Origin of the sequence: Rhodoplanes azumiensis (assembly GCF_042682915.1) — a bacterium.
Classification (GTDB): domain Bacteria; phylum Pseudomonadota; class Alphaproteobacteria; order Rhizobiales; family Xanthobacteraceae; genus Rhodoplanes; species Rhodoplanes azumiensis.
Genome location: NZ_JBHUIW010000011.1, coordinates 124,312 through 150,803, shown reverse-complemented (window position 1 = coordinate 150,803; position 26,492 = coordinate 124,312). Strand labels below are relative to the sequence as shown.

Annotated in this window: 24 protein-coding genes, 3 tRNA genes and 2 pseudogenes; 10 read left to right on the top strand and 19 right to left on the bottom strand. The window is 70.8% G+C overall.

Annotated elements, in window-relative coordinates; all coding sequences use genetic code 11:
• Together ACFSOX_RS11735 and gcvT are read left to right on the top strand one after the other, a co-directional pair.
• Positions 1 to 352, top strand: a pseudogene (locus ACFSOX_RS11735) (calcium-binding protein); the annotation flags it as partial.
• Between the two features lie 172 nt (positions 353 to 524).
• Positions 525 to 1,685, top strand: coding sequence for a glycine cleavage system aminomethyltransferase GcvT (gene gcvT / locus ACFSOX_RS11730; protein ID WP_378477994.1), 1,161 nt, complete (start codon positions 525 to 527; stop codon positions 1,683 to 1,685).
• Between the two features lie 148 nt (positions 1,686 to 1,833).
• Here the strand turns inward: gcvT and ACFSOX_RS11725 are convergent.
• Positions 1,834 to 1,908 (bottom strand) — tRNA-Gln (locus ACFSOX_RS11725).
• A gap of 293 nt (positions 1,909 to 2,201) precedes the next feature.
• Here ACFSOX_RS11725 and ACFSOX_RS11720 point away from each other — a divergent pair.
• Together ACFSOX_RS11720 and ACFSOX_RS11715 are read left to right on the top strand one after the other, a co-directional pair.
• A complete protein-coding gene (locus ACFSOX_RS11720) occupies positions 2,202 to 3,131 on the top strand; it encodes a histone deacetylase family protein (RefSeq protein WP_378477993.1) in 930 nt (309 codons plus the stop codon).
• 137 nt (positions 3,132 to 3,268) lie between these two features.
• A complete protein-coding gene (locus ACFSOX_RS11715; RefSeq protein ID WP_378477992.1) occupies positions 3,269 to 3,799 on the top strand; it encodes a hypothetical protein in 531 nt (176 codons plus the stop codon).
• A gap of 319 nt (positions 3,800 to 4,118) precedes the next feature.
• Here ACFSOX_RS11715 and ACFSOX_RS11710 read toward each other — a convergent pair whose 3' ends face one another.
• The 3 genes from ACFSOX_RS11710 to ACFSOX_RS11700 form a co-directional block, all read right to left on the bottom strand.
• Positions 4,119 to 5,099, bottom strand: coding sequence for a 2-hydroxyacid dehydrogenase (locus ACFSOX_RS11710; RefSeq protein WP_378477991.1), 981 nt, complete (start codon positions 5,097 to 5,099; stop codon positions 4,119 to 4,121).
• Between the two features lie 147 nt (positions 5,100 to 5,246).
• A complete protein-coding gene (locus ACFSOX_RS11705; RefSeq protein ID WP_378477990.1) occupies positions 5,247 to 5,663 on the bottom strand; it encodes a GlcG/HbpS family heme-binding protein in 417 nt (138 codons plus the stop codon).
• Positions 5,664 to 5,690: 27 nt separating this feature from the next.
• Complete coding sequence (locus ACFSOX_RS11700; RefSeq protein WP_378477989.1) at positions 5,691 to 6,701, bottom strand: 2-keto-3-deoxygluconate permease; 1,011 nt, start codon at positions 6,699 to 6,701, stop codon at positions 5,691 to 5,693.
• Between the two features lie 650 nt (positions 6,702 to 7,351).
• Here ACFSOX_RS11700 and ACFSOX_RS11695 point away from each other — a divergent pair.
• Both ACFSOX_RS11695 and ACFSOX_RS11690 read left to right on the top strand, forming a co-directional pair.
• Complete coding sequence (locus ACFSOX_RS11695) at positions 7,352 to 7,720, top strand: hypothetical protein (protein WP_378477988.1); 369 nt, start codon at positions 7,352 to 7,354, stop codon at positions 7,718 to 7,720.
• A 98-nt stretch (positions 7,721 to 7,818) separates the two neighbouring features.
• Positions 7,819 to 8,622, top strand: a complete 804-nt coding sequence (locus ACFSOX_RS11690) for a dienelactone hydrolase family protein (protein WP_378477987.1) — start codon at positions 7,819 to 7,821, stop codon at positions 8,620 to 8,622.
• A 101-nt stretch (positions 8,623 to 8,723) separates the two neighbouring features.
• On the opposite strand, the gene ACFSOX_RS11685 is transcribed toward ACFSOX_RS11690, so the two are convergent.
• Positions 8,724 to 8,799, bottom strand: a tRNA-Glu gene (locus ACFSOX_RS11685).
• Positions 8,800 to 8,962: 163 nt separating this feature from the next.
• A complete protein-coding gene (locus ACFSOX_RS11680) occupies positions 8,963 to 9,244 on the bottom strand; it encodes a hypothetical protein (RefSeq protein WP_378477986.1) in 282 nt (93 codons plus the stop codon).
• Between the two features lie 85 nt (positions 9,245 to 9,329).
• Between ACFSOX_RS11680 and ACFSOX_RS11675 the strand changes: the two genes are divergently transcribed.
• The 3 genes from ACFSOX_RS11675 to ACFSOX_RS11665 all read left to right on the top strand — a co-directional run bounded on the left by ACFSOX_RS11675 (position 9,330) and on the right by ACFSOX_RS11665 (position 12,851).
• Positions 9,330 to 10,349, top strand: coding sequence for an RluA family pseudouridine synthase (locus ACFSOX_RS11675; protein ID WP_378477985.1), 1,020 nt, complete (start codon positions 9,330 to 9,332; stop codon positions 10,347 to 10,349).
• 401 nt (positions 10,350 to 10,750) lie between these two features.
• Positions 10,751 to 11,671 carry an RNA polymerase sigma factor RpoH gene (rpoH, locus tag ACFSOX_RS11670; protein ID WP_378477984.1) on the top strand — a complete coding sequence of 307 codons (921 nt, stop codon included), beginning with the start codon at positions 10,751 to 10,753 and terminating at the stop codon, positions 11,669 to 11,671.
• A gap of 166 nt (positions 11,672 to 11,837) precedes the next feature.
• Positions 11,838 to 12,851 carry a BMP family protein gene (locus tag ACFSOX_RS11665; protein ID WP_378477983.1) on the top strand — a complete coding sequence of 338 codons (1,014 nt, stop codon included), beginning with the start codon at positions 11,838 to 11,840 and terminating at the stop codon, positions 12,849 to 12,851.
• 31 nt (positions 12,852 to 12,882) lie between these two features.
• Here the strand turns inward: ACFSOX_RS11665 and ACFSOX_RS11660 are convergent, their stop codons facing one another.
• Entirely contained in the window at positions 12,883 to 13,269 is a 387-nt protein-coding gene (locus ACFSOX_RS11660; RefSeq protein ID WP_378477982.1) for a hypothetical protein, read from the bottom strand.
• A gap of 15 nt (positions 13,270 to 13,284) precedes the next feature.
• The gene (locus tag ACFSOX_RS11655; protein WP_378477981.1) at positions 13,285 to 14,976 is read right to left on the bottom strand and encodes a methyl-accepting chemotaxis protein; all 1,692 of its coding nucleotides are present in this window, start codon (positions 14,974 to 14,976) and stop codon (positions 13,285 to 13,287) included.
• A 279-nt stretch (positions 14,977 to 15,255) separates the two neighbouring features.
• On the opposite strand from ACFSOX_RS11655, the gene ACFSOX_RS11650 reads away from it, so the two are divergent.
• The gene (locus tag ACFSOX_RS11650) at positions 15,256 to 16,239 is read left to right on the top strand and encodes an AraC family transcriptional regulator (protein ID WP_378477980.1); all 984 of its coding nucleotides are present in this window, start codon (positions 15,256 to 15,258) and stop codon (positions 16,237 to 16,239) included.
• Positions 16,240 to 16,400: 161 nt separating this feature from the next.
• On the opposite strand, the gene ACFSOX_RS11645 is transcribed toward ACFSOX_RS11650, so the two are convergent.
• The 11 genes and pseudogenes from ACFSOX_RS11645 to fdxH all read right to left on the bottom strand — a co-directional run bounded on the left by ACFSOX_RS11645 (position 16,401) and on the right by fdxH (position 26,483).
• The gene (locus ACFSOX_RS11645; protein ID WP_378477979.1) at positions 16,401 to 17,468 is read right to left on the bottom strand and encodes an alpha/beta hydrolase family protein; all 1,068 of its coding nucleotides are present in this window, start codon (positions 17,466 to 17,468) and stop codon (positions 16,401 to 16,403) included.
• A 101-nt stretch (positions 17,469 to 17,569) separates the two neighbouring features.
• Positions 17,570 to 18,010 (bottom strand): glycine cleavage system protein H, encoded by a 441-nt coding sequence (locus ACFSOX_RS11640; protein WP_378477978.1) that lies wholly within the window; start codon positions 18,008 to 18,010, stop codon positions 17,570 to 17,572.
• Positions 18,011 to 18,152: 142 nt separating this feature from the next.
• Positions 18,153 to 18,530: a DsrE family protein gene (locus ACFSOX_RS11635; protein WP_378477977.1), complete on the bottom strand. Its 378-nt coding sequence runs from the start codon at positions 18,528 to 18,530 to the stop codon at positions 18,153 to 18,155.
• 135 nt (positions 18,531 to 18,665) lie between these two features.
• Positions 18,666 to 19,139 carry a hypothetical protein gene (locus tag ACFSOX_RS11630; protein WP_378477976.1) on the bottom strand — a complete coding sequence of 158 codons (474 nt, stop codon included), beginning with the start codon at positions 19,137 to 19,139 and terminating at the stop codon, positions 18,666 to 18,668.
• A gap of 17 nt (positions 19,140 to 19,156) precedes the next feature.
• A tRNA-Sec gene (locus ACFSOX_RS11625) sits at positions 19,157 to 19,252 on the bottom strand.
• Positions 19,253 to 19,411: 159 nt separating this feature from the next.
• Positions 19,412 to 21,244: pseudogene (gene selB / locus ACFSOX_RS11620) on the bottom strand (selenocysteine-specific translation elongation factor); the annotation flags it as partial.
• Positions 21,241 to 22,116 carry a tetratricopeptide repeat protein gene (locus ACFSOX_RS11615; protein ID WP_378477975.1) on the bottom strand — a complete coding sequence of 292 codons (876 nt, stop codon included), beginning with the start codon at positions 22,114 to 22,116 and terminating at the stop codon, positions 21,241 to 21,243. The pseudogene selB and the gene ACFSOX_RS11615, both read right to left, overlap by 4 nt.
• The gene (selA, locus tag ACFSOX_RS11610) at positions 22,103 to 23,557 is read right to left on the bottom strand and encodes an L-seryl-tRNA(Sec) selenium transferase (RefSeq protein WP_378477974.1); all 1,455 of its coding nucleotides are present in this window, start codon (positions 23,555 to 23,557) and stop codon (positions 22,103 to 22,105) included. The genes ACFSOX_RS11615 and selA overlap by 14 nt, the downstream gene beginning before the upstream one ends.
• 5 nt (positions 23,558 to 23,562) lie before the next feature.
• Positions 23,563 to 24,480: a formate dehydrogenase accessory protein FdhE gene (fdhE, locus tag ACFSOX_RS11605; RefSeq protein WP_378477973.1), complete on the bottom strand. Its 918-nt coding sequence runs from the start codon at positions 24,478 to 24,480 to the stop codon at positions 23,563 to 23,565.
• A gap of 305 nt (positions 24,481 to 24,785) precedes the next feature.
• Positions 24,786 to 25,517 (bottom strand): formate dehydrogenase subunit gamma, encoded by a 732-nt coding sequence (locus ACFSOX_RS11600; RefSeq protein ID WP_378477972.1) that lies wholly within the window; start codon positions 25,515 to 25,517, stop codon positions 24,786 to 24,788.
• A gap of 12 nt (positions 25,518 to 25,529) precedes the next feature.
• Positions 25,530 to 26,483 carry a formate dehydrogenase subunit beta gene (fdxH, locus tag ACFSOX_RS11595; protein ID WP_378477971.1) on the bottom strand — a complete coding sequence of 318 codons (954 nt, stop codon included), beginning with the start codon at positions 26,481 to 26,483 and terminating at the stop codon, positions 25,530 to 25,532.
• Between the last annotated feature and the right edge of the window lie 9 nt (positions 26,484 to 26,492).

Here is a 26,492-nt window from a genome sequence, read left to right as displayed (position 1 = left end):
CAACAGCCTCGGCAACGTGATCACCGGCAATGCCGGCGACAACCTGCTCGACGGCCGCGCCGGTGACGACACGCTCGACGGCGGCGCCGGGATCGACATCCTGATCGGCGGCGAGGGCCACGACACCTTCGTGTTCAAGGCCGGCTACGGCCGCGACTTCGTCGACGGCTTCACGGCCGGCGAGGACGTGATCGCGTTCTCGACCGACCTGTTCGCCGACTACGCCGCCGCGATGGCCACGGCCGTCCAGGCCGGTGACGACGTCGTCTTCGCCATCGACGCCGACACCACGCTGACCCTGTGGAACGCGCAGCTCTCGGCCCTCACGGCCGACGACTTCCGCTTCGTCTGAGCCCAAGCGATCACCACCATCCGGACCGGCCGGCCGCCCCGGCCGGTCCGCCCGACCGAGACACGGCCGCCGGCGCGCCCTTGCGCCGGCGGCCGCCTTTCTCCACATTGCGGCGCCGATCGGCGTCACCGGCAGAGGGTCCGACCCGCGCCGAGACCGCGCCAGGACCGCAATGACCGAGACAACCTCCGAAACGTCCCCGTCCGCTCTTCGCCACACGCCGCTCGATGCGCTGCATCGTCGGCGCGGTGCCCGCATGGTGCCGTTCGCCGGCTACGCCATGCCGGTGCAGTACCCGGCCGGCATCCTGACCGAGCATCTTCACACGCGCGAGAAGGCCGGCCTGTTCGACGTCTCCCACATGGGCCAGATCGTGCTGCGGGCCCCCTCGGGAAAGGCCGAGGACGCCGCGCTCGCGCTGGAGACGCTGGTGCCGGCCGACATCGTGTCGCTGGCGCCGGGCCGGCAGCGCTATGCGCTGTTCACCGATGCGGCCGGCGGCATCCTCGACGACCTGATGGTGTCCAACCAGGGCGATCATCTGTTTCTCGTCGTCAACGCCGCCTGCAAGGCGGCCGACGAGGCTCATCTGCGCGCGGCGCTGGGCAACCGCTGCACCGTGGAGCCCCTGCCCGACCGTGCCCTGATCGCCCTGCAGGGGCCGAAGGCGGAGGCGGCGCTCGCCGCGCTCGCCCCCGCGGTCGCGGCCATGAAATTCATGGATTCGCAGCCCGTGACGATCCTGGGCGAAGCCTGCCTGGTGTCGCGTTCCGGCTACACGGGCGAGGACGGCTACGAGATCAGCGTCCCGGCCGCCAAGGCGGAGGCACTGTGCGAGGCGCTGCTCCAGAACCCCGACGTCGCGCCGATCGGGCTCGGGGCGCGCGACAGCCTGCGGCTCGAGGCCGGCCTTTGCCTCTACGGCAGCGATCTCGACACGCACACGACGCCGATCGAGGCGGGGCTCGCCTGGAGCATCCAGACGTCGCGACGGACGGGCGGCCCCCGCGCCGGCGGGTTTCCGGGTGCCGACGTGATCCTGCGCCAGCTCGCCGAGGGGACGGCGCGCCGCCGCGTCGGCCTGCTGCCCGAGGGGCGGGCACCGGTCCGCGCCCACACGATGCTTTACGCGCCGGCCGAGGGCGGCGCCCCGGTCGGCGCGGTGACGTCGGGCGGCTTCGGGCCGAGCCTCGGCGCGCCGGTCGCGATGGGCTACGTCACGGCGGAGTGCGCGGCGGCAGGGACGCTGCTCTCCGCCGACGTGCGCGGCAAGCGGCTGCCGGTCCGGGTCGCGCCGATGCCCTTCGTGCCGAACCGCTACAAGCGGTCCTGAGACGCTTTCCGCCCGATCGACCGAACCCGCGGCGCTCCCGTGGGAGAGACACGAAGGTCGCGCCGGCGCGCGGCGGCCCCGCAGGCGGCGACGCCGCCGCGCGCGTCGCCGCGACGACCCTCATAGTTCTCAAAGACTTGAAGGGGCCTGGCTGGGGCGCCTGGATTCGAACCAGGGAATGGCGGAATCAAAATCCGCTGCCTTACCACTTGGCTACGCCCCATGGCGGCGTTTCGCGGGCGCGACCATACGTGCCCGCCCGGCCCGGATCAACAGAGCGGTTCCAGTGTCTCGCCAGATTCGCGGTCGCGCGACGCCGCCGCTCCGGCCCTGTGTCCGAGACGCCCGGCCCCAAACACCCGACCCGCGACACCCGACCCGCGACACTGGCGCGGAGGGTTCGCCGCCGCGTCGACCCGCGACGCGCCCGGCCGGCACAAGCCCGCCGCGAAGATTCTTTTGACACCAGGGCGCCGACGACGCGATATGGTTGAAATTCCATCACCGATGCATCCGATGACGACCCTGTACATCACCCATCCGGCCGCCCTCGAACACATCCCGCCGCTCGGCCATCCCGAGCGGCCCGACCGTATCCGCGTGGTGGACCGCGTGCTCGAGCAGGAGGCGTTCCAGTCGCTCGCCCGCGACCAGGCACCGGTCTGTGCCATCGACCGCATCGCCCTGTGCCACACCCAGGACTACATCGACGCGATCCGTGAGGCGGCGCCGACCGAGGGCATGGTGCAGCTCGATTCCGACACCTCGATGTCGCCCGGCACCTACGAGGCGGCGCTGCGCGCCGTCGGCGGCGCCGTGCTGGCCGTCGACGAGGTGATGACGGGACGGGTCGCCAACGCCTTCTGCGCGATGCGGCCGCCCGGCCACCACGCCGAGATCACCCAGCCGATGGGCTTCTGCTTCTTCAACAACGCCGCGATCGCGGCCCGCCACGCCCGCGACCGGCACGGCGCCGAGCGGGTCGCCGTCATCGACTTCGACGTCCATCACGGCAACGGCACCCAGGACATCCTGTGGGCCGACCGCAACGTGATGTACTGCTCGACCCACGAGATGCCGCTCTATCCCGGCACCGGGGCCGCCTCCGAGCGGGGCGAGCACGGCACCATCGTCAACGCGCCGTTGCGGGCCGGCGACGGCGGCGACGAGTTCCAGGAGGCGTTCGAGAGCGTGATCATCCCGCGCCTGCTCGACTTTCGGCCCGACCTCGTGGTGCTCTCCGCCGGCTTCGACGCGCACATGCGCGACCCGCTCGCCAACATCAACCTCCTGGAGCCCGACTACACCTGGGTGACCAAGCGGATGATGGACGTCGCCGACACCTGCTGCGGCGGCCGGCTCGTCTCGCTCCTGGAAGGCGGCTACGACCTGCAGGGCCTGGCCCGCTCGGTCGCCGTGCATGTCACGGCGCTGATGCGCGGCTGAGTGGTGCCGGCGGGCGCGTGAACGAAAGCCTCGCCGGCCGCCGTGCCGACCGTCGCCCTGCATCGCAAATTCGACGCAAGTCTCCGGCAGGCGAGAAGCGGGGCGTTGATCGTCGGGGCAAGGGCGTGAAGGCGAGTGTGACACGACGTGGCGGGCAGGATCGCGACCGATCGGCCGAACGGAGCCGGCCCCCACCACGCACCGGCCGTCGATCGCCGTCGGCGTCATGCGGGCGGACAGTCGCGATCGCCCTCGGTCTCGGGGTCGCGCTCGCCGGCTGCAGCCTGAGCGGCCCGTTCTTCGACGACTCCTACGAGAAGACCGCGGTGCTGTCGCCCGAGCCGGTGCCGGCCTATCGCAAGCTCGTCGCCGAGGCGATGAAGCAGGCGAGCACGCCGATCGACGCGGCCGGTCTCGCGATCGCGGAGCCGCGCTGGATCGAGCGCATCGGCGGGCCGGCCTGGATCGTCTGCCTGCGCTCGGACCCCGAGGCCCGGCACGCCGTCTACTACGCCTTCTTCATCCTGAAGGAGAAGGTGATCGACTGGCGCACCGCGATCGGCACCGACCGCTGCGTGCATCAGGACTTCGTGCCGTTCAATACCGCCGCCGTCCCGGCCGACGACAAGCCGAAGGCCGAGCCCGCCGCGGCGCGGAGCCGGCCGTGAGCCTCGCCGGCATCGACTTCCACGGATGAACGAGCGGACGTCGGTTTCGCGTCACATCCGACGGCGCCGTATACCCACGGCCCTGCGCCTTGACCCGTCATCCTGAGCCGCCCGGCACCCGGGTCCGCGCTTCGCGCGGCCCGAGTGTAAACTCCGAAGGGCCTCGAAGGATGCGGCCCCCCAAGTCGGCGTCGCCGACTTGGCTTCGATGGTGTCGATCTCGGGCGAGCCCGAGATCGATGGCCGGCGCCCTTCGAGGCCTGCACTTCGCGCTGCCACCTCAAGGTGACGGTGTGAGCAGTGCCGGAGGCCGTTGGTATCAACTCTTCAGCACCGCGGGATTGACGCAGGTGTCGGGGGCTTCGCCCGACAGCACCTTGACGATGTTGGCGACCGCGATGCGGCCCATGTTCATCCGCGTCTCCGGCGTGGCCGAGGCGATGTGCGGCGCGAGGATCACGTTGTCGCGGCCGAGGAGCTCGGGCTCGACCGAAGGCTCGTTCTCGAGCACGTCGAGGGCGGCGCCCCAGATCACCTTGTCCTTCAGGGCGCGCGCCAGCGCCTTCTCGTCGACCACCGGCCCGCGCGCCGCGTTGATCAGCACCGCGGTCGGCTTCATGGCGGCGAGCTCCTTCTCGCCGATCCAGTGGCGGGTCTCCGGCAGCAGCGGCACGTGCAACGTCACGTAGTCGGATTCGGCCAGCAGGGTCGCCTTGTCGACGAACCGCGCCCCGAGGCTTTTCTCGAAATCCGGATCGGGCTTCACGTCGGTGTAGAGGATCTTCATGCCGAAGGCGGCCGCCTTGCGGGCGACGTTCTTGCCGATGCGGCCGGCGCCGGCGAGGCCGAGCGTGCGGCCGTCGACGTCGAGGCCCATGAAGAACAGCGGCGCCCAGCTGCCCCACTTGCCGGCGCGCACGAACTTGTCGGCCTCGACGATGCGACGCGCCATCGCGAGCATCAGCGTGATGGTGTGGGTCGCGGTGGCGTCGTCGAGCACGCCCGGCGTGTTGGTCAGGATGACGCCGCGCTGCGTCGCCGCGGCGACGTCGAAATTGTTGTAGCCGACCGCGAAGTTCGCGACGATCTTGCACTGCGGCCCGGCGGCGTCCAGCACCTCGCCGTCGATCGTGTCGGTCAGCATCGACAGCACGGCATCCTTGCCGGCGACCTTCTGCTTCAGCTCGTCCTTGGTGTAGGCGCGGTCGTCCGGGTTGATCTCGACGTCGAAGCGCTCGCGCAGGCGATCGATGTTCTCCTGCTGGATCATGCGGGTGACGAGAACTTTCGGCTTGGACATGGAGGTTCGGTCCTTGGCTCGTTGGACATTGGTGGGCGCTGCCGGCGGGCGCCGCAGCGCCGGACCGGCGCCGCGGGCCGGCGCCGAGCGGGCGGGCCCCGGCCGGAGTCCGCCCGAACGACCTTCACAGGATGTCGCCGCAGCGGCTCAGAGCGCGTCGCGGCCGACGAGATCGGCGAGGGCGTGGACGATCGCCTGATCCTCCTCCGACTTCAAGCCGCTGACGCCGACGCCGCCGATCACGGCACCGTCGCCGCTCTTGAGCACGGCGCCGCCGGGCAGCGACGTGATCTTCTCGTCGCAGAAGTCGCGGGCCTGCACCTGCTCACGATGCAGCCGCTCCAGGAAGGCGTCGGTGTGCACGCCGAGGCGCGCCGCCGAGTAGGCCTTGCCGATGGCGATCTGGATCGAGCGCAGCGGCGCCCCGTCCATCCGCGAGAAGCCGACGAGATGGCCGGTCCCGTCGACGACGGCGACGCAGATCGGGCGCTTGTAGTCGGCGACCGCCTGGCCGATCGCCCGGGCGATCAGCGTGTCGGCGGTTGCGCGGTCGATGCTGTTCATGATGGCACTCCGGCGTTCTGGTTCACGTCACTCGGCCGGCGCCGCACCGGCGGTCGCCGGTGTCGCGGCAGGAGCCGCACCGGGCGTCGCCGTCCGGCCGGCGGCGGCGCGCTGCTTCTGGACGCGGTTGTACATCCACGAGGTGAGGATCGGAGTCAAAACCGCGGTGACGATCACCGAGGCGGCGACCTGGACGGTGGCGATCGGAGCGATCGCCGCGTAGGTCGGGTCCGCCATGGCGACCGCCTTCGGCACCGCCGCCGAGTTGCCGGCCGTGCTCGACGCCGCCGCGCCCGCGATGCCCGAGCCGCCGAGCAGCTTGTCGGCTGCGATGCAGCACAGGCCGGTGATCACCAGCGTCATGATGCCGAGCACGACGCCAAGCAGGCCGCCGTTGACGACGTTCATCAGGTTGATGTTCTGACCGAGCGTGAACGCCATGAAGGGCACGATGATCGGCTCGTGCGAGCCGAAGAACTCGCGCAGATCCTCGTCGAGATTGGCCAGGATGGCACCCGCCGCGATCGGCGCGATCACCGACACCATGGTCATCCACGGGATGTTGGCGAGGCCGGCGCCGACCAGGATGATCATGGTCAGGAACGGGCCGGTCTCGATGCTCTGCGGCACGTAGGTTCCGGCGTCCTCCTTGTCGCCCATGGCGCTGGTGAGGGCCAGGAACATGCCGCCGTTGGTGTCGCTCATCGCCACGAGGAGGGCGAGCTTCGACAGGCCGAACAGGTCGCCGCCGAGGAAATAGGCGACCGAGAGCGCGATCGTGGTGGCGATGCCGACCTTGGCGACCAGGATGCCGAAGCCGCGCTTGAGCATGCGGGGCGCGGTCTTCAGCGTCATCTTGGTTCCGGCCGTGAACAGGAACATGCCGAGCACGGTGGGATAGCCGACGCCGCTGAGCGCTTCGGTGAAGCCGCCGATCTTCAGGAGATTCGGCGTGAAGGTGTTGACCGCCATGCCGAGGAACAGCGGCACGACCATCAGTCCCCCCGGGACTTTGTTGATGGCTTTCAGAATCCTCAAGACCAGCTCCGAGACGATGTCGCGATGGGCCGGGACGGCAGACGTCGCCCGGCGGCACGGGGGTCGTCGGATCACGCGCAGGCGCAAGCGGCGCGCCGCGACGGGCGGCGCGTTCGACGAGCTGATGATTTGATTCGACGAGGAGGCGGCGGCGGGGCGTGCTCGCCCGCCTCGAGTGCCCTTCATTCGTGACCCGGCGGAACGCTACGCCGGCCGGCACGGCATGAATATCCGTAAGTACGACCGTTTCGGTATGGCGGACCCGCCCGAACGCGCGGCGCTCCTCGCTATTCTACTGATTAGCAAATCGTGGTTTTCGCGCTCTCGGGCGCCGGCGTGTGAGAGACGGCGGCTGATCGTCCACCAGCGCGTGCGGCCGGCCGGCCCGGTTCGCTTTCGAGGCCGCTCGTGAATTCGCAAATGCCGCGTGCGTGATCGCCGTCCGGCGCGCCCCGGCCGAGTCGGACCTGGGCGGCTCCGCCCCGAAGGGCGGCGCGAATCACCGCTCGCGGCGTGCCCGCGACGCCGGCCGACCCGAGACGCGCGCGCAGAAGATGTGCCCGTGCCCCGGGCACTCGCGCGTCCGGCTTGACGCTGGGCACGTCCGGTGGTCGCTTCGGTCGTGGCACGACTCGAGTCCAGGGGCCGCGATGTCCACCGAGAGCGATCTTCGCGAGAAGCTGCAGAAGATCGAGGCGCTGTTCGCCGGCGCCACGACGCCGGGCGAGCGGATCGCCGCCGAGGCCGCCCTGCAGCGCGTCCACAGCCGCCTGGCCGACGCCCGGCGCGGCTCGCCGCGCTCCGAGCTGCACGGCGTGTCGGCGGATTCGATCCTGACCCATCTGCTCGTCGGGCTGTATCGGCGGGTTCACCCCGGCGCTCTGATCGGCGGTCTCGCCGCCATGCTCGGCTGGAGCATGCTCACCGGCGACACCTCGTGGACCGGCAACACCGTGGTGTTCCTAATCGGCACGCTCGGGACGCGCCGCTACATCCGCCGCGTCTTCGCCCCGTGGTGAGCGGGCCGCCCCGTCCCTCCCCCCGGCGCCTGCCGGCCGCCCTGCCGATGCTCGCGCTCTCGATGCTTCCCGCCGCGGCCGCGCCGGCCGACCGAACGTTGCCCGCGCGCGTCACCTTTCCGAGCGCCGACGGGCGCACGACCCTGGTCGGATACGTGTTCGCGCCGGCCGACTCCGGCCGCCACCCCGCCGTGGTGATGATGCACGGCCGCGGCGGCGCCTATTCTTCGCGCGCGGGCGGTCGCTACGATGCCTCGACCCTGTCGCGGCGGCACGCCTTCTGGGGCCGCTTCTGGGCGGCGCAAGGTTACGTCGCCGTGCTGGTCGACGGTTTCGGCCCGCGCGGCCATCCGGCCGGCTTCGCCCGCGGCACGCATGCGCAGCGTCCGGCCGACGTGAACGAGGTGACGGTGCGTCCGCTCGACGCCGACGGGGCGCTCGCCTGGCTGCGCGGCCGCGACGACGTGATCGCCGACCGCATCGGCCTCCAAGGCTGGTCGAACGGCGGCAGCGCCGTGCTGGCCGCCATGGCGGCGCCGCCGCCGGGGGCCGGGCCGAACGCGCCCGCGGCGACGCCGGCGACCGGGTTCCGGGCCGCGCTGGCGTTCTATCCGGGCTGCGGCCTGCGGGGCGCGTTCAAGGCCGGCCTGCGGCCCTACGCGCCGGTCCGGGTGTTGATCGGCGACGCCGACGCGGAGGTCTCGCCGCGACGCTGCGTCACGCTGGTGGACAGGAGCCGCGCCGAAGGCGCCGACATCGCGCTCACCGTCTATCCGGGCGCCACCCATGGCTTCGACGCCCCCGGCCGCAGCCCCCGGAGCCTCCCGGCCGACGCGGCCGCACGCGCCGACGCCATCGCGATCGCGCGCGCGTTCTTCACCGACGCGCTCGGCGGGCGGTGAGGCGCGCGGTCACGCGAACGCCCCGCGACGACACGGACAGAGCCGCTCGAGACGCGGAGGACGAACAGGTTTTCTCGGAGGATCAAGGCCTTAAGGGCCGATGGCGCTCCCTAGGGGACTCGAACCCCTGTTTTCGCCGTGAGAGGGCGACGTCCTGGGCCGCTAGACGAAGGGAGCGTGGAGGTGGACATAGCCGCCTTCGGGCGCGAGTGCAAGCGGTCCGGTGCCGGTCTGTCCGGCGTGCCGATTTCGCTCCGTGACGGCGGGCGCGGCCGGTCGAGCGAGCGAGCGCCGAGGACGGGCCGGACTCCGGGCGCATCGATGTGCGGCGCGCCCCGGCTCACGGCTCGGTGACGAAGCGGAGGCGGCCGGCGGGCTTGAGGGTCTGGGCGTCGAAGCTGCGAATCTCGAGTCCCGCCGGTGATTCGACCGTGACCACGACGCGCTCGCCGGCGACCATCGTGGCGGTGATTCGCGCGCCCTTCGGCAGCTGGACGGTCCCCTCGCTTTCGGTGCTTCCCCCGCTCTTTGAAACGCGGTAGCCCACGACACCGAGCACCACGGCGATGCCCAGGAAGGTGGCGACGCCGGACAGGGCCATCAGAAACTTGACGCGCGCCATGAAGCGCGCCTGTTCCGGATCGAGCGGCGTGTCGTCGGGTGCGGCGCCGGCGCCGGCCGGTTCACGGGAGGAGTGCGGAGAGGTCATGACCGAAGGGGATCGCCACGAGACGGTCGTCGTCGCGCCTGCCGAGGCCGGCGATCGACTCGACCGTGTGCTCGCCGCCCGCCTCGCCGATTACTCGCGCTCCCGGCTCAAGAGCCTGATTCTGGGCGGCCACGTCGCCATCGGCGACCGCACAGTCCGCGATCCCGGCCAGCGCGTCAATGCGAACGAGCGCATCCTGGTCAAGGTGCCGCCGCCGGAGCCGCCGGAGCCGCAGCCCGAGGCGATCGCGCTCGACGTGGTGTTCGAGGACGACGAGCTCCTGGTGATCGACAAGCCGGCCGGCCTCGTCGTCCATCCGGCGGCCGGCCACTGGAGCGGCACGCTCGTCAACGCGCTGGTCGCCCATTGCGGCGAGAGCCTGTCGGGCATCGGCGGGGTGGCGCGGCCCGGCATCGTCCACCGGCTCGACAAGGACACGACCGGCCTGATGGTGGTGGCCAAGACCGACAAGGCCCACCGCGCGCTGTCGCGCCAGTTCGCCGACCACGGCCGCACCGGACCGCTGGAGCGCGGCTACCTCGCCTTCGTCTGGGGCGTGCCGGACCGTCCCCGCGGCACCATCGACAAGCCGATCGGTCGCCACCCCCAGTCGCGCGACAAGATGGCGATCCGGCCGGACGGCCGCGAGGCGATCACCCACTGGGAACTGGTAGAAAAGTACCGCGGAAAATCCGGCGAGCCGGTGGCGAGCCTGATCGCCTGCCGGCTGGAGACCGGCCGGACCCATCAGATCCGCGTGCATCTCGCCTCGCTCGGCCACCCGCTGATCGGCGACCCGGTGTACGGTCCCGGCTTCCGCACCAAGGCGACGCTGCTGCCCACCGAGGCGCAGACCATCCTGGACGGCCTCGGCCGCCAGGCCCTGCACGCCTTCCTGCTCGGCATCCAGCACCCGAAGTCCCGCAAGCACCTGGTCTGGCGCGCCCCCTTGCCGGCCGATCTCGCCCACCTACATAAGGTGCTGGGTGGGGGAACCATCGACCTCGCGCGACGTTGAGGCCGTGCGCGCTCGTATGCGTGCGGCGCTGATGCGCCCGACTGTCGGTCACCGAAAACTGGACCGAGCGATTCGGAACCGGGCGCGACACGGCCGGTGATCGGATCGGCCGGGCCGATCGTACAAGGTCGTGACGGTCTCGTGAGCCAACGAACCGGTAACCACGACCACCACGGCGTCGGTAACCAAAACGGTGCGACATCAACGCCATAGGTCGATTGGTCACAGGGTCGTCACGTGACGGTGACGCCTCTTCTTGTTCCGTCGAACGACCCGCCCGTGTATGCTGCGACGCGCGATCGGCGAACGCCGTCGCACGCAGCAGGGCGTCGTCGGCTCCTGGAGCGGCGGCGTCTCAACGCCCGCCGCGACACGGGGGCACAACTTGGAGGGCGCTATCGATGGCCCAATCCGCTTCCATGCCGGTGATCAACGCCGAGTCGGGCCTCGCCCGCTATCTCGACGAGATCCGCCGCTTTCCGATGCTGGAGCCGCAGCAGGAATACATGCTGGCGAAGCGCTGGCGCGAGCATGGTGATCGCGACGCCGCCCAGCAGCTCGTCACCTCCCATCTCCGCCTCGTCGCCAAGATCGCCATGGGGTATCGCGGCTACGGCCTGCCGATCTCCGAGGTGATCTCGGAGGGCAATGTCGGTCTCATGCAGGCCGTGAAGCGGTTCGAGCCCGAGAAGGGCTTCCGCCTCGCGACCTATGCGATGTGGTGGATCAAGGCGGCGATCCAGGAGTACATCCTGCGCTCGTGGTCGCTGGTCAAGATGGGCACCACGGCCAATCAGAAGAAGCTGTTCTTCAACCTGCGCAAGGCGAAGAGCAAGATCTCGGCGCTCGAGGAAGGCGATCTGCGCCCCGACCAGGTGGCGATCATCGCCAAGCGGCTGGGCGTCGGCGAGCAGGACGTCATCGACATGAACCGCCGGCTCGGCGGCGACGCCTCGCTCAACGCACCGATCCGCGACGACGGCGATTCGGGCGAGTGGCAGGACTGGCTGGTCGACGACAGCGACAGCCAGGAGACGAGGCTCGCCGAGCACGAGGAGCTCGACAACCGCCGCAAGGCGCTGGCCGAGGCCATGGAGGTGCTCAACGATCGCGAGCGCCGCATCTTCCAGGCGCGCCGGCTCGCCGACGATCCGGTGACGCTTGAGGAGCTCGCGGACGAGTTCGGCGTGTCGCGCGAGCGCGTGCGGCAGATCGAGGTGCGGGCTTTCGAGAAGGTGCAGAAGGCGGTGCGCAACCGCGTCGCCGCCATGGAGAGCCCGGCCGCCGCCCGCGAGGCGATGGCGGCCGCCGCCGCGCACTGAGGTGGGCCGCGGCTCCCGCGCCGATCACGGTCGAGCCGATCACGGTCGAGAGGCGAAGCGCGGCCCCCGGGCCGCGCTTTTTTTATGTCCGCGCCCCGGATACATGTCGGCACGCACGGCTGGTCTCGGACTTGCCCGGGAGACGCTGGCGAGGAGGGCCGACACCATGAGATCGACGAGGATCGACCGCCGCACGCTTCTGCTCGGCGCCGCCGGCGGCGCGCTGCCGCTGCTCGGCAGCGTCCCGGCCGCGGCCGCGCGCCTGAAGGTCGCCGCGCTGTTCGCCGGCAAGATCGACGACCGCGGCTTCATGCAGGCCGGGCACGCGGGCCTGAAGCTCGCCGCGGCCGTCGTCTCGGCCGACCTCGACGTCACCCAGAACGTCCCGCCGCAGCCCGAGGCGCTGGCCACCGCGTTGCGCGAGCTGGCGCAGAAGAAGCCCGATCTCGTCGTCGCCCATGGCGGCCAGAACAATGCCGCCGCCAAGGTCGTCGCGACGGAGTTCCCCGACGTCGCCTTCGTGGTGACGCAGGGCAACGTCACCGGGCCGAATCTCGCGAGCTACGAGGTGCTGCAGGAGCAGTCGGCCTTCCTGGCCGGCGCGCTCGCCGGCCTGATCACCAAGACCGGGGTGGTCGGTCACATGTCCGGCATCCGGGTCGTGCCCGGCTTGAAAGGCCGAGCCGGCTACGCGGCCGGCGTCGCGCACACCAATCCGACGGCGAAGCTGCTCACCAACTTCTCCGGCAATCAGGACGACGACGCGCTGTCGAAGAAGGTCGCGACCGCGATGATCGCGGCGGGCGCCGACGTCGTGTTCACGATGCTCAATGCCGGCCGCATGGGCGCCGTCGAGGCGTGCCGCGAGACGGGCGTGCCGCAGATCGGCAACGTGGTCGACTGGACCACCATCGTGCCCGACGTCTTCATCGCCTCGGCCTGCGCCGATTCGGGCCGCGCCGTCTTCCAGGCGGTCGCCGACAAGGCGGCCGGACGCTTCGCGGCGGGCCATATCCGCCAGGTCGGCCTCGACACGCCGGAGGCGGTGCGGCTCACCATGGCACCGCGGGTGCCGGAGGACGTCCGCACCCGAATCGCGGCGATCGCGGCCGAGATCGTCGCCGGCCGGCTCGCCGTGCCGCACGACTGGCGCGGCGAGGAGTTCCCGACGCCGGCGTGAGGTCCGCCGGCGTCGCTCCGCGGTCGCGGCGTCACACGTGCCAGGCCACGTCGCCGACCCGGCCGCGGCCGTGCAGCAGCCGTTCGGTCTCGTGCAGGCGCTGGCGCGCCGACGCCGCCTCGGTTTTCACCTGTTCGATGCGGGCGAGCAGCGCCCGCGCCTCCCTGCCCTGCCCGTCCCGGGGCTGCCCGTCCCGGGCCTGCCCGTGCTCGGCCTGCCCGTTCTCGGTCTGCCCGTGCTCGGCCAGCGCGTGCTCGACCAGGCCGTCGGCGATCACGTCGAGGCAGCAGACCAGACAGAACAACAGGGTCGAGAGGTGATCGGAGCGTCGCCGCAGACCGGCGATCCGGCGCCGCAGAGCCGTTTCGTCGTCCGGCGGCGCCGGGCCGATCGCGTATGAATGAACCGGGTTCGTCACGATCGCGCTCCGGGGTCAGGCGGCGCGGACGCCGACGAGGAAGCGATCCACCTCGACCCGCAGCCGGGCGCTCTCGTGGGCGAGCGACTGGGCGGAGGCGAGCACCTGGCTCGACGCCGATCCGGTCTCGCCGGCGCCACGGTTCACCTCCGTGATGTTGGCCGCGACCTGGGTGGTGCCGGCGGCGGCCTGCTGGACGTTGCGGGCGATCTCGTGGGTCGCGGCGCCCTGCTCCTCGACGGCGGCCGCGATGGCGGAGGAGATCTCGGCGATGCGGCCGATGGTGCCGCCGATCTCCTTGATCGCCCCGACCGACACCTGGGTGGCCGATTGCATGCCGGCGATCTGGGCGCCGATGTCGCCGGTCGCCTTGGCGGTCTGGGCGGCGAGCGCCTTGACCTCCTGGGCGACGACCGCGAAGCCCTTGCCGGCTTCTCCGGCGCGAGCCGCTTCGATCGTCGCGTTCAGGGCCAACAAGTTGGTCTGCTCGGCGATCGCCGTGATCAGCTTGACGACGTCGCCGATGCGGTTCGCCGCCTGCGACAGCTCGGTGATCTGACCGTCGGTCTTCTCGGCCTGGCGCACCGCCTCGCCGGCGATGCGGGTCGCCTCCTGCACCTGGCGGCCGATCTCGCCGACCGAGGAGGACATCTCGTTGGTCGCCGAGGCGACGCTCTGCACGTTGGCGGAGGCCTGCTCGGAGGCGGCGGCGACCGTGGTCGCCAGCTCCTGGGTGCTCTCGGCCGTGCGAGTGAGCGTGCCGGCCGCGGCTTCCAGCTCGGTCGAGGCCGACGACACGGTCTTCACGATGTCGCCGACCGCCGCCTCGAAGCCGTCGGCGAGCGCGATCATGTCGGCCTTGCGGCGCGCCGCGGCGATCCGGTCCTGCTCGGCCTTCTGCTCGGCCTCGTGCCGCGCCTTCTCGGCCGCCTTGAGCTTGAACGCCTCGACCGCGTCGGCGATCTCGCCGACCTCGTCCTTGCGGCCGACGCCGGCCAGGACCACGCCGAAGTCGCCGTCGGCGAGACGGCGCATGCCGGCGGCGAGCCGCGTGATCGGCCGCGCGATGCCGAACTGCGCCACCGCGAAGGCGAGCATGAGCGCCAGCGCGACGCCGAGCCCGGTGATCAGGTAGTTGAGCGACACCGCCGCCCGGGTGGTGTCGGTCAGATCGACCGAGCCCTGCTTGATGTCGCGATCGAGCTCGTTGGCCATCGCCAGGACGTCGGCCAGCACCTTGCGGATCGGCGGGTCGACGGTCGCGCGCATCAGCTCGTTAGCGCGCGTCTGCTCCCCCTTCATGGCGAGATCGATCACCGGCCGCATCTTGATCCGGATGTCCGCGATCACCCGGTCGGCGTCGTCGAGGCGCGCCGCGAGGCGCGGCATCTTCTCCCGCGCGGTCTTCGCATAGGCGACGACGTCGTCGAGCGCCTTCTCGGCCCGCGCCGCATTGGTTCGCTTCTCGGCCTCGTCGGTCTCGGCGATCGCCCGCACCGTGAACATGCCCTGCTGGTAGACGGCCCGATACATGCGGGCGATCGAGATGTAGGCGACCACGTCGTTGTCGAGGAAGTGCGAGTAGCCGTCGTCGATCGCCGTCATGGTGCGGCCGGCATACCAGGTGCCGCCGGCGGCGACGGCCGCGAGCAGCAGGATGAGGGCGAGGATCTTCGGAAGAATCGTGATGCGGGTGAGCAGAGACATGGCAGTCGTGAGCTCCGGGCACGAGAGAACGATCGGCCGTCGCGTCGGACGCGGCGGCCATGGTCGATGGGGCTCTTGCGTATTGGAATTAGCCCGTATTTATTATTTCTAGTAATTCTGACGGCAAAACGCTAAGTTTATATTAATATAAAACTCAATCTCCAATACTCCCAAAGACGCAAGACTATCCCGATTCCGCACCAAGATCGGAAAAGGTAGTATAGACAATGTGATTTGTGGGGCCGACACAGTATTCGAGCGCCACCCCACGACCCGACAATGCTGAAACGGTTTCCTCTCTTCAGCGCGACCGACGTCGACGAGCACCGGGCCCGTGCGCAGACGATCATTCCGGAGATCGTCCGGCTGGAGCAGCTCCGACCGGGCCGCTTCAGCAGCACGGTCGAGGCGATCATGCTGGGGGAGATCCATACGGGCACGGCCATCGCCTCGGTGGGGCACACGGCGGATCTGGAGGTCGAGGCGGTCGGCCGCCGGACGGTGCGACTTCTGATCCCGACCACCTCCGCCATCTCGATCAGCTCGGGGGCTCGGTCACGGGAAATCCTCGGAGGTGGCGTCGCCGGGCTGCTGCCGTCCAACCCGCTGCGCCTGCGGTACACGCCCGGCCACCACCTGGTTCTGCGCATCGATCGCGACAAGCTGGACCTCGCGCTGCAGGCCATGGATTGCGACGCCGAGGTCGATCGGATTCTCGATGCCGTCTTCTTCGAGCCGCGCCTGCCCGGCTTGCAGGATTTCGCCGAGCATCTGCGGCGCCTGATCGCGACCATCGACGACAAGCCGGCCCGTGTCCTCGACCAGGCGATGTTCCGCCGCGCACACGAGCAGAATCTGGTGCTCCGGCTCGCCGACATCCTGGCGCTGGTCCGTGAGCGCGGTTCCACCACGGTCGGCCGCAACAGCGCGGCGCTGCGGCGCGCCGTGGAGTACATCCGGGCCTATGCCGAACGTCACGTCGATCTCGTCGCCATGGCGCGGCACGCCGGGCTGTCGCTGCGCTCGCTGCAGATCCTGTTCCGGGCGAACCACGACTGCACCATCGTGCAGTTCGTCCGCCGGCACCGGCTGATGCTCGCCCGCGAGCGGCTGGAGCGCGGCGAACCGGAGACGACCGTCGCCGAGATCGCACGGCGGTCCGGCTTCACGCATCTCGGCCATTTCACGGCGGCCTACAAGGAGGCCTTCGGCGAGCAGCCGCGCCAGACCCTCCAGCGCGCCCGGCGCAAGCCGGACCCGTAGAAGGTTGCTGAAACTCCGACTTTGGTCGTTCCGGGGCCGGCCGAAGGCCGGAGCCCGGACCCCATAACCCCTGTGGTTCTCGACACATCAGACCGGGGTTATGGATTCCGGACAACCGCTTCGTGGCTTCCGGAATGACGAGGAGGAAGCCTTTACGGCCCTCAGTTCTTCTTCGCCTTCACGTTCTTCTCGATCCAGGCGACCAGCCGGTCGGCGATCTCCAGGCTGTTGTCGTCCTGCATCAGCATGTGCGAGTTGCCCTTGATGCCGAGGTCGGGCAGCACGACGTGATCGATGCGGCCACCCGCCTTGGTCAGCGCCTCGGCGAATTCGCGGCACGCCTTGAGGCGCGGCGCCCAGCGCGACGACGTCTCCACGTAGTCGCCCCACAGCACCATGATCGGGATGTTCATGTAGGGCTTCAGGTCGCCGGTCGCCGCCGGGCAGGTGCCGGGCTCGATCGAGACGATGCCGGCGATGCCCGTGGTGTCGAGCGCCGCCGTCTGGAACGGATAGATGCCGGACTGCGAATGGCTGATCAGCACGGTGCCGTCGAGCGTCTTGGACAATTCGGAGAGCGCCTTCACGGTCGGGTTCGGGGTCGGCATGGTGGCGATCCAGTCGACCACCATCTGCTTGTAGAACTCGTCCTTGGCGGCGACCGGGAAGCGCATGCCGTCATGCACCTTCGGGTACTCGGTGCCGAAGCGGAAGATCGCCCACGCGGCCTCCTGGCCGGCAGCGAAGATCGGCGGCGTCTTGTCGGCCGGCGTCTTGCCCAGCTTGACGCTGTTGACCAGGCTCGGATCGGCCGACGAGCGGCCGCGCGACACCTGGTCGATCACGTAGGTCGGGTGGCCGCGCCGGACGAAATACTCGTCCCAGCCCATGCGCCCGTCCGGCGTCGTCTCCCAGGTCTTGCCGGTGAGGCAGCAGCCGTGGATCAGCGTGACGGGCGGGCGCTGCGCCGCGACCGGCACCTGATAGCGCACATACATCTGCTCGACCGTGATGGTGCCGGACGCCGCATAGGCCGGCAGGGTCGACAGCGTGTCGGAGGTCACGTTGCGGCCGCCGACGAAGAAGCTGCCCTGCTTCTCGAGCACCAGCGGGCCGGTGAGGCCCGTCGAGGCCGGAGCAGCGGCCGTCTGGGCGGCGGCGGGAAGGACGAAGGCAGGGAGAGCCGAAGTGGCGAGCAGGGTCACCACGGCGAGCAGTCGTCGAGTCATGAGCGTTCCTCGTTCGACGCGGAGGCATGGCCCGCGTCGCCAGTCTTCTTGGATGTGGAATCGGAGGCCGGACGGCCGTTTCGCAGGAAAGAACGGGAAGGCTACTCGGAGCGGTCCTTGTACGCGCCCGTGAGCAGCCAGGCGTCGAACGCCGGCCCGATCGCCTCGCCGGTGACGAGGCCGTCGCGCCAGTCGTCGCGGGCCGGACGCAGGCGCATCATCCAGCCTTCGCCGAACGCATCCTTCATCATCAGCTCGGGGGCGTCCACCAGCCGCTCGTTGTGCCCCAGCACGGTGCCGTCGAATCCCGCGCGCGCCGCGCCGACCCACTTGCCGCCCTCGACCATGGCGATCCAGCGATCCTTCTCGAAATCGAGCCCGGTGCGCTTCGGCGTGAACACCAGAACGTCGCCGATCAGCCCGACCGCCCACGGCGTGAAGCCGGCCCGCACCGTCCCGCCCGGCTCGGCCGCGTACCAGATCTGATTCTCCATGTCGTAGAACAGATCGTCCGGATAATCGACGTCCAGGATTCTGGCCACGAGCAAGCTCCGTCGAAAGCCTCCGTCATGGCCGGGCTCGTCCCGGCCATCCACGCCGTTGCGCGGCCGGAGGCCGCGTCGTGGATGGCCGGGACGAGGCCGGGCATGACGAGTCAGAATCGAGCCCGAACGGGCGAAGGTCTCAATACGTCAGCACCCGGCACTCGCCTTCCATCAGGTCGCGGATCATCGCGGCCGCGCCCATCATGCCGCTGCATTCGGGAATGAGATCCGCCTCGGTCATGTCGAACAGATCGAGATTGGCCGGGCAGGCCCAGAAGCGGGCGCCCTGGTCGTGCGCCTCCCTGATCCAGTCGTGCACGGTCTTGGGATGCCCCGGCTTGATGTGGATCGCCTCGGCGACGCCCTTGCGCATCAGACGACCGGCCGTCGCCGTGCAGACGACGTCCACCCGGTAGTCCATCGCGGCCGCGACGGCGGCGTGATAGAACGGCGCGCCGAGCTCCTCGGGATTGCGCGGGTCGGTGTTGAGCAGCACGATCAGCAGACGGCGGGTCATCGCCGGGCACCATCCATCGTCGTCCCGGGACGGCGCGCCGGCGCCGAACCCGGAATCCGGCCACGACCACCACCGCCCTCGCTGAAGTCCGGGCTCGCGGCTTCGCCGCGCCCCGGAATGACAGGAGCCGCGTTCTCAGAAATCGACAAGCGGCGTCTCCGGCATGGAGGTCTCGAACAACGTCCAGAACGGGCCGTGGCGGTTGTCGGCGTACCAGCTCTCGAAACCGGCGAGCGCGGCGGCCGGCGTCGGCTCCGGCTCGTCCTCGCCGCCGAGCGCGCGAAACAGCGCCTGCGCGACCGGCGCGAATCTCTCCAAGACTTCGGTCCGCGCGTCGCTGTCGTCGTGCCAGCCGAGCTTTCCGCGCAACACCGCGACGCTGATCGCCACCGCACTCGCCTCGGCGTCGGCGCCCGCCATCGCCTCGGCGAGAAACCGCATCAGATTGAGGCGCCGATAGGCGACGGCCCGCGCCTGCTCAAGCGCCGCGATGCGCTGCGCCGCCTCGCGGCGGAACGCATGCTCCTCCGTCTCGGCATGGCCGGCGGCGGCCTCGAGCGAGACGAGGAACGGCAGCGTGGAGACCGGCATGGCGGCCGAGGTGGTCATCGCGCGCTCCGAAAGGGTGGCGGAAGAGAATGGGAGTCGAACCCACCAGAGACCGGCTCGCGGCCCCTCCCGGATTTGAAGTCCGGACGCCCCACCGGGGACGATTCTCTTCCGTGCTGGTCCGTGTCCGCAGCGGTCACGTCCGGCCGCGGAGGCTCCGCGGGCGGACCGTCCGCCGCGGGCGGACCGAACAGATCGAGCCGATGCTTGTTCATGCGCCGCAGATCGCCGCGACGCAAGGTGACACCGTGGCGATCGAAGAACTCCAGAATCTGGATCGCCACCTTGCGGCCGTTGTCGACCCGGTCGCGGAACTGGGCCGCCGTGAAGCTGCCGCTCGGCTGCTCCGCGAGCTCGCGCGCGATCGTCACCATCTCGGCGACGGTGCCGCGCAGGAAATAATGATCGTGCGCCACCTCGTCGACCCGGCCGGTGCGCGCCGTCAGCCTGAGGACGCGCCGCACCAAGACCTCGTCGATCGCGAACAGGCCGGCGAGGTCGCGCACCCGCGGCGGCCTGAACCGCTCGGCACCGCCGAGCCTCGGCGCGATGCGCTGCCAGATCCGCTCTTCGGCCTCGCTCAGCCGCACCGCATGGCCGGGTCGCCGCACCCAGGCGCCCTCGAGCACGGCGGCGCCGGCGCGGGCGAGCCCCTGCAGCACCGAGCGGAAGGCGGGCGCCGGCAGGCGCGGCTCGATCTGCAGGCGCAGCCGCTCGAGCCCGACGCCGGGCAGGTCCGGGTTCTCGGCGTGGAACGCGTCGAGCCGGGCGACGACGTCGCGGGTCAGCGCGTCCCAGGTCGGCGCGGCGAGGCCGATCAGCAGATCCTTGTCGGCGATTCGCACGATGCCGAGCGTCTCGATCAGCCGCGCCAGCGCGTCGTCCGACAACGCATGATCGCGGGCGAAGCCGGTCAGCTCGACATGCGCGGGCGGCCGCGCGAGCAACGCGGCGAGCGCCGCGCCGGGATCGTCGAGCGCCAGCGCGTCGAGCTGGGCGATGCGTTCCGGCGTGCGGCGCTTGCGGGCCGGCGCGCGCAGATCGAGGAAGCGGCCGCCCCCGATGGTGCGGCTCGCCGAGACGTCGCGCAGCACGAAGCGGTCGCCGATCGCGGCGGCGATCGGCGTCTCCAGCACGAGCTGCACGCGGCCCTCGCGGCCGGGCGCCGGCGGGGCGTCGTCGAGCAGCACGATGCGGGCGCCGACCTCGGCCGAGGCGTGATGCAGCCGCACCGGCATCCACTGTGTCGGCGGCTTCGGCTCGCCCGGCAACAGCCGCAGCGTCACGTCGATGCGGTCGGCCGGCGCATGGAGCGTCGGATCCAGCACCATGTCGCCGCGCCGGATCGCCTCCTTACTGATCCGATCACCGGCGAGCGCGAGGGCGCAGCGGTCGCCCGCGATCCCCTGCTCGGCCGGCCGGTTCTGCGCATGGATCGAGCGAACGCGCGCGGCGAGACCCGACGGGCTGACCGTCATGCGGTCGCCGACCGCGACGCGGCCCGACAGCACCGTGCCGGTGACCACCGTGCCGGTGCCGGCGAGCGTGAAGGAGCGATCGACCGCGAGCCTGAACTTCTTGTCCGCCACGTCGCGGCGGCCGAACGTGTGCGCCGCCTCGAACAGCAGGACACGAAGCGCCTCGATCCCCTCGCCCGTCACCGACGACACCGGCACCACGGGCGCGGCGGCGAGGCCGGTGCCGGCGAGCGCGGCGGCGATCTCGGCGGTCGCCTCGGCGCGCCGCTCCGCCGAGACCATGTCGGATTTGGTGAGCGCGACGATGCCGCTCCGGATGCCGAGCAGATCGACGATGGCGAGATGCTCGCGCGTCTGCGGCATCACCCCGTCGTCGGCGGCGACGACCAGCAGCACGAGATCGATGCCGCTCGCGCCCGCCACCATGGTGTGGACGAAACGCTCGTGGCCCGGCACGTCGACGAAGCCGAGCACGCCGCCGTCGGGCGTCGGCACATAGGCGAAGCCGAGATCGATCGAGATGCCGCGCGCCTTCTCCTCCTTCAGGCGGTCGGTGTCGACGCCGGTCAGAGCCCGCACCAGCGAGGTCTTGCCGTGGTCGATATGGCCCGCCGTGCCGACGATCATGGCCGGGCCTCCGGCCCGGCAAGAGGCTCCGGCCCGGCAAGAGCCTCCGGCCCGGCGGGAGCCTCGGGCGCAGCCAGATCGAGCGGGCCGGGATCGGGAAGCGGCGCGGCAGCCCGGCGGGCCGCCTCGGACAGGCCGGCCGCGTCGAGCGCGCTGCGCGCCGCCGGCAGGAACGGTGCCGCCAGCGCACTGCCGCCGGCCTGCGCGCGCAGCAGCCAGACGAGCGCCTCCATCGGATCGGCCGCGATGCCTGCGCCCGTCATCAGGACGGCGCCGAGCATCGCCTGGCCGTCGGCGTCTCCGCGCGCGGCGGCGCGCCGCCACCAGCGCGCCGCCTCCGCCGGATCGCGCGGAACGCCGATCGCGTCGTGATAGAGCATGCCCATGCGGGTCATCGCCGCGGCGATGCCCTGCTTCGCCGCCGCCTCGGCCCAGCGACGCGCCTCCGGCGGATCGCGCGGGACGACCTCACCTTCGAGCAGCATCCAGCTGAGCATGTCCTGGGCCGGGCCGTCGCCCTGCTCGGCCGCGGCGCGATAGAGCCGCGCCGCCTCGGCGAAGTCGGCCGGTCGGTCCTCGCCGCGGAAATGCAAGGCCGCGAGATTGCGCTGCCCGACCGGATCGCCGTTGCCGGCGGCGAGCACCAGCCAGCGCCGCGCCAGCGCGAGATCGCGCTCGACCCCCATGCCCTCGGCGAAGCAGGCCCCGACATTGTTCTGGGCGCGCGGCACCCCGGCCTGGGCGAGCTCGGCCCAGATGTCGAGGGCGGCGGCATGCTCGCCCTTCGCCGCGCGGTCGTAGGCCTCGGCCATGCGGGCCTCGACGTCGACGGCCGGCGTGTCGCGGCCGAGCAGGCGGTCAAGCCAGCGCATCGGCGCCTCCCCGCAGTGACGCGAGCGTTGTCAGGAACCCGGCCTCGTCGTCGAGGCAGCGCAGATCGAGCACGAGCACGCCGTCGGCGATGCGGCCGATCACCGGCACGGGCAAGTCGCGCAACGTCTTCGCCGCCCGCTCCAGCGCCCGGCCGGCGCCGCGCTCCGTGCGCGGACGCGCGACGAGTGCGCCGCTGGACAAGGTCTCCTGCGGCAGCGCGCCCGAGCCGATCCGGCTCGCGCAGGCGTCTGCCGTCACCTCGAACTCGTCGCCCAGCGCCGCCGCGAGCGCCGGCACGAGGCGCTGCGCCTGGGCGAGTATGTCGGCCTGCGGGCGGGCGAGATGGCGCAGCGTCGGCAGCGTTTCCACGAGCCGGTCAGGATCGCGATAGAGCTTGAGCGTCGCCTCGATCGCGGCGAGCCGGATCTTGTCGACCCTCAGCGCGCGCTTCATCGGGTTGCGATTGATCTTCTGGATCAGATCACGTCGGCCGACGACGAAGCCGGCCTGCGGACCGCCCAGGAGCTTGTCGCCCGAGAAGGTGACGAGATCGGCACCGGCCGCCACCGCCTCGGCGACGGTCGGCTCGTGGGCGAGGCCGAACCGGGCGAGATCGATCAGCGTGCCGGAGCCGAGATCGTCGACCACCGGCACGTTCTTGTCACGCGCGAGCGCGACGAGGTCGCGGGCCGGAACCGCCGACGTGAACCCTTCGATGCGGTAGTTCGAGGTGTGGACCTTCAGCACCAGGCCGGTGCGCGCGTTCAGCGCGGCCGCGTAGTCCGTCGGGTGGGTGCGGTTCGTCGTGCCGACCTCGACCAGCTTGGCGCCGGCGCGTGCCATGATGTCGGGCATCCGGAAAGCGCCGCCGATCTCGATCAGCTCGCCGCGCGAGACGATCGCCTCGCGCCCCTTGGCGAGCGTGTTGAGCACCAGGAGCACGGCGGCCGCGTTGTTGTTGACGACGGTCGCATCCTCGGCGCCGGTCAGCTCGCACAAGAGATCGCGCACGAGCCCGTCGCGCTCGCCGCGCTTGCCGGTCGTGAGGTCGAACTCCAGCGCGATGGTCCGCCGCATCGCCGTGACGGCGGCCTCGATCGCGGCTTCCGCGAGCACGGCGCGGCCGAGATTGGTGTGCAGCACGACGCCGGTGAGATTGAACACCGGCCGCACCGCGGGCCGCGCATCGGTGACGAGGCGGGCGAGCGCCGCCTCGGCCACGCGCGCCGACGAAACGCCGGGCTCGGGGGTGTCACCGCCGACCCGCAAGGCAGCCCGCGTCTCGGCGAGCGCCGCCCGCACGGCGGCGACCGTGGCGGTCCGGCCGAAGCGGTCGATCGCCACAGCGGCGGCGTCCGCCTTCAACACGTCGTCGACCGACGGCAGGCGCCGTAACGCCGCGCCGCGCGCTTCCGCGTGACCTTTCAGCCGGGCCGTCATGGTGATCAGACGCTCAGCATGAACGGGTTCACGCTGCCGCGTGTCATCCCGGTCTCGCGCACCAGGAGATCGAGACCGAGGGTGGCGACGTCGTCGGCGACCGGGTCGAGCCACGGCGCCTTGTCGCGGTAGAGCACCTTGGCGTAGCGGCTGCATTCCGAGCAGGTCTCGGCCTTGACGGTGCCGCCCGAGCCCTCGACCTCCGGATAGGAGAGGCCCTTGGTCGAGCCGCACGAGGTGCAGCGGATGCGGACATAGTTCCACTGGGTGCTGCACCGGGAACAGACGCAGTAGCGCGCCGGGTTGGCGCCGCCGATCTCGTCGATCACCGAGACGACCGGGCGGTCGCCGCAGGCCGGGCACACCGCGTCGCCGACCTGCACCAGCGCCTTGGGATCGAGCGTCGCCGCGAGCCGGGCGAAATGCACCTGCAGGGCGGCGGCAACGAGGACGTGCGCGGCGATCGCCTCGACGGGAATCGCATCGGCGAGGACCGCCCGCATCATCACGGTGCGGCTCGCCGCATCGGCGCGCGCGACGTGGCGGAGCGCGGCGCGGGCCGGGTCCGGCATGGGGCAGTCGGCGAACAGCACCAGCATGCGGTCGAGCGTCGCCGTGCACACGGCATCGGGCGAAAACCCCTGGCGATCGAGGGGCGGCATCTGGTGGGCACGGGCGCGCGCCAGCGTCTCGGCCGCGGGCGGCGTCACGGGCGGCAGCTCCTGCTGCACCCAGTGCTGGGCGCTGGCGAGATCGGCCAGGAAGACGAGGTAGGGCTTCAGGGGATGCCCCTCGGCCAGCGCCCGGAAGCGATCGCTGCGCCGGAGGAACAGGGTCTCGGGATCGGGCCGCACCGCGAAGGGCGGCGCCGTGATGGTGCCGAGCTCGCCGACGCCGCCCGCACCCGTACCGAAATCGCTCATCACTCACCTCACGAACCGCACGGGCCACGTGACAGGACCAGGACCGCGGAAGCTAATCAGAAAAACGCAGGCGCGCCAAACGTCGCCTCTCCCCGCCGCGCGGGGGCGCGGCTGTTGCCGCGCCGACGAGGTCGACGTTCGCGCGTCCAGCGCGGATGTCGGGCGATGGGGCGCCTCCGTATCCACGAGAGGCCCCTGACCCGACTCGCCGCTTCGCAGCGAGCCCCCCTCTCCCGCACGCGGGGAGAGGAAGAGCCGCCGCCGCATTCTGCCGGAAGGCCGCCGACGGCGCCCGGTCCGATTCCTCACTCCGCCGGCGTGCCGGTCGGGGTGCGGACGTGGTTGGTCTTGTCGCTGCGGGCGAGCTGACGCAGCCACATGCGGTGATGCTTGAAGGCCCAGCCGCCCGAGACCTTGCCCTTCACCATCGCCGTCATGGTGCCGCGCGCCCAGAAGGCGCCGTAGACGTGGACGATCAGGATGCAGACCATGGCGATCGCCCCGAGCGAATGGACCAGCACGGCGATGCGCTTCTGCTCCACCGTCGTATAGCCGCCGAAATACTGCTCCCAGATCACCACACCGGTCCCGATCATGATCAGGATCAGGATGCCCATCCACCAGAACACCGCCTTCTGGGCGAAGTTGAAGCGCCCGACCTCGGGCATCTTGTCCTCGTCGCCGGCCAGGAAGGTGTGGATGTTCTTGAGCCAGCTCCCGTCCGCCGGCGACCACAGGTTGACCCGCCAGAACCGCAGGAACAACCCGGTGAAGCCGAGGAACAGGAAGACGCCGAACCACGGATGGATGGTGCGGGTCCACTGGCCGCCGCCGAACAGGCCGGTCAGCCAGTAGAGGCTCGGGTGGAACAGGGCGAAGCCGGAGAGGGCGAGGAGCACGAAGCCCCCCGCCGTCAGCCAGTGGTTGATCCGCGCCGCCGTCGAGTAGCGAACGACCACGACCGGCTCGACGACCGGATCGCCCTTCTCGAGGGCGTCGCCCTCGACGACCTCGCGTCTCTCGTTCGACACGCTCATCACGCGTTCTCCCTAGACGTTCTCTCGGGCCGGCGGCGTCTCGGCCATCTCCTTCGCCTTCTCCTCGTCGTGCGGCGAGACGCGGCTCGCCCCCGAGAAGATGCTGTGGACGACCGTGACGGCCGCCATCGCGCCGATGGCGGCGAAGCCGGCGTACTTGGCGACCCCCTTCCAGATCTCGACCAGCGGGCTGATCTTCGGATCCCTCGGCAGGCCGGCATAGATCTCCGGCTTGTCGGCGTGATGCAGCACGTACATCACGTGGGTGCCGCCGACACCCGGCGGATCGTAGAGGCCGGCGTTCTTGAAGCCGCGGGACTTGAGGTCCGTGATGCGGCCGTCGGCCCACTTCTTCATGTCGTCCTTGGTGCCGAAGACGATCGCCTGGGTCGGGCACGCCTTGGCGCAGGCCGGGCCCTGCCCGACCGCGACGCGATCGGAGCAGAGCGTGCACTTGTAGGCCTTGGCGTCGACCTTCGAGATGCGCGGGATGTTGAACGGGCATCCCTTCACGCAGTAGCCGCAGCCGATGCAGGCGTCGTGGACGAAGTCCACGATGCCGTTCGAGTACTGCACGATCGCGCCCGGCGCCGGGCACGCCTTGAGGCAACCCGGATCCTCGCAGTGCATGCAGCCGTCCTTGCGGATCAGCCACTCGAGGTTCTTGGTCTCCGGGTTCTCCCACTCGGTGAAGCGCATCAGCGTGAAGGAGTTCGGCGTCAGGTCGTGCGGGTTGTCGTAGACGCCGACGTTGATGCCGACCTCCTCGACCATGTCGTTCCACTGCAGGCAGGCCGACTGACACGCCTTGCAGCCGATGCATTTCGACACGTCGATGAGCTTGGCGACCTCGGTCTGCCGCTTGGCGGGCGGCGTCACGGTGGACGCCGACCGCCTGATCAGATCCTGATCGCCGAAGCGCGGCGGCGTCGGGGCGGTGGTCGGGTTCGGAAGCGGGGGAAACATCTCTCGACC

Excerpts from the sequence above, each read along its gene's own strand:
- gcvT (WP_378477994.1), top strand. The coding sequence starts at position 525 with ATGACCGAGACAACCTCCGAAACGTCCCCGTCCGCTCTTCGCCACACG.
- ACFSOX_RS11720 (WP_378477993.1), top strand. The coding sequence starts at position 2,202 with ATGACGACCCTGTACATCACCCATCCGGCCGCCCTCGAACACATCCCG.
- ACFSOX_RS11710 (WP_378477991.1), bottom strand. The coding sequence starts at position 5,099 with ATGTCCAAGCCGAAAGTTCTCGTCACCCGCATGATCCAGCAGGAGAAC.
- ACFSOX_RS11705 (WP_378477990.1), bottom strand. The coding sequence starts at position 5,663 with ATGAACAGCATCGACCGCGCAACCGCCGACACGCTGATCGCCCGGGCG.
- ACFSOX_RS11695 (WP_378477988.1), top strand. The coding sequence starts at position 7,352 with ATGTCCACCGAGAGCGATCTTCGCGAGAAGCTGCAGAAGATCGAGGCG.
- ACFSOX_RS11680 (WP_378477986.1), bottom strand. The coding sequence starts at position 9,244 with ATGGCGCGCGTCAAGTTTCTGATGGCCCTGTCCGGCGTCGCCACCTTC.
- ACFSOX_RS11675 (WP_378477985.1), top strand. The coding sequence starts at position 9,330 with ATGACCGAAGGGGATCGCCACGAGACGGTCGTCGTCGCGCCTGCCGAG.
- rpoH (WP_378477984.1), top strand. The coding sequence starts at position 10,751 with ATGGCCCAATCCGCTTCCATGCCGGTGATCAACGCCGAGTCGGGCCTC.
- ACFSOX_RS11665 (WP_378477983.1), top strand. The coding sequence starts at position 11,838 with ATGAGATCGACGAGGATCGACCGCCGCACGCTTCTGCTCGGCGCCGCC.
- ACFSOX_RS11655 (WP_378477981.1), bottom strand. The coding sequence starts at position 14,976 with ATGTCTCTGCTCACCCGCATCACGATTCTTCCGAAGATCCTCGCCCTC.
- ACFSOX_RS11650 (WP_378477980.1), top strand. The coding sequence starts at position 15,256 with ATGCTGAAACGGTTTCCTCTCTTCAGCGCGACCGACGTCGACGAGCAC.
- ACFSOX_RS11645 (WP_378477979.1), bottom strand. The coding sequence starts at position 17,468 with ATGACTCGACGACTGCTCGCCGTGGTGACCCTGCTCGCCACTTCGGCT.
- ACFSOX_RS11635 (WP_378477977.1), bottom strand. The coding sequence starts at position 18,530 with ATGACCCGCCGTCTGCTGATCGTGCTGCTCAACACCGACCCGCGCAAT.
- ACFSOX_RS11630 (WP_378477976.1), bottom strand. The coding sequence starts at position 19,139 with ATGACCACCTCGGCCGCCATGCCGGTCTCCACGCTGCCGTTCCTCGTC.
- ACFSOX_RS11615 (WP_378477975.1), bottom strand. The coding sequence starts at position 22,116 with ATGCGCTGGCTTGACCGCCTGCTCGGCCGCGACACGCCGGCCGTCGAC.
- selA (WP_378477974.1), bottom strand. The coding sequence starts at position 23,557 with ATGACGGCCCGGCTGAAAGGTCACGCGGAAGCGCGCGGCGCGGCGTTA.
- fdhE (WP_378477973.1), bottom strand. The coding sequence starts at position 24,480 with ATGAGCGATTTCGGTACGGGTGCGGGCGGCGTCGGCGAGCTCGGCACC.
- ACFSOX_RS11600 (WP_378477972.1), bottom strand. The coding sequence starts at position 25,517 with ATGAGCGTGTCGAACGAGAGACGCGAGGTCGTCGAGGGCGACGCCCTC.
- fdxH (WP_378477971.1), bottom strand. The coding sequence starts at position 26,483 with ATGTTTCCCCCGCTTCCGAACCCGACCACCGCCCCGACGCCGCCGCGC.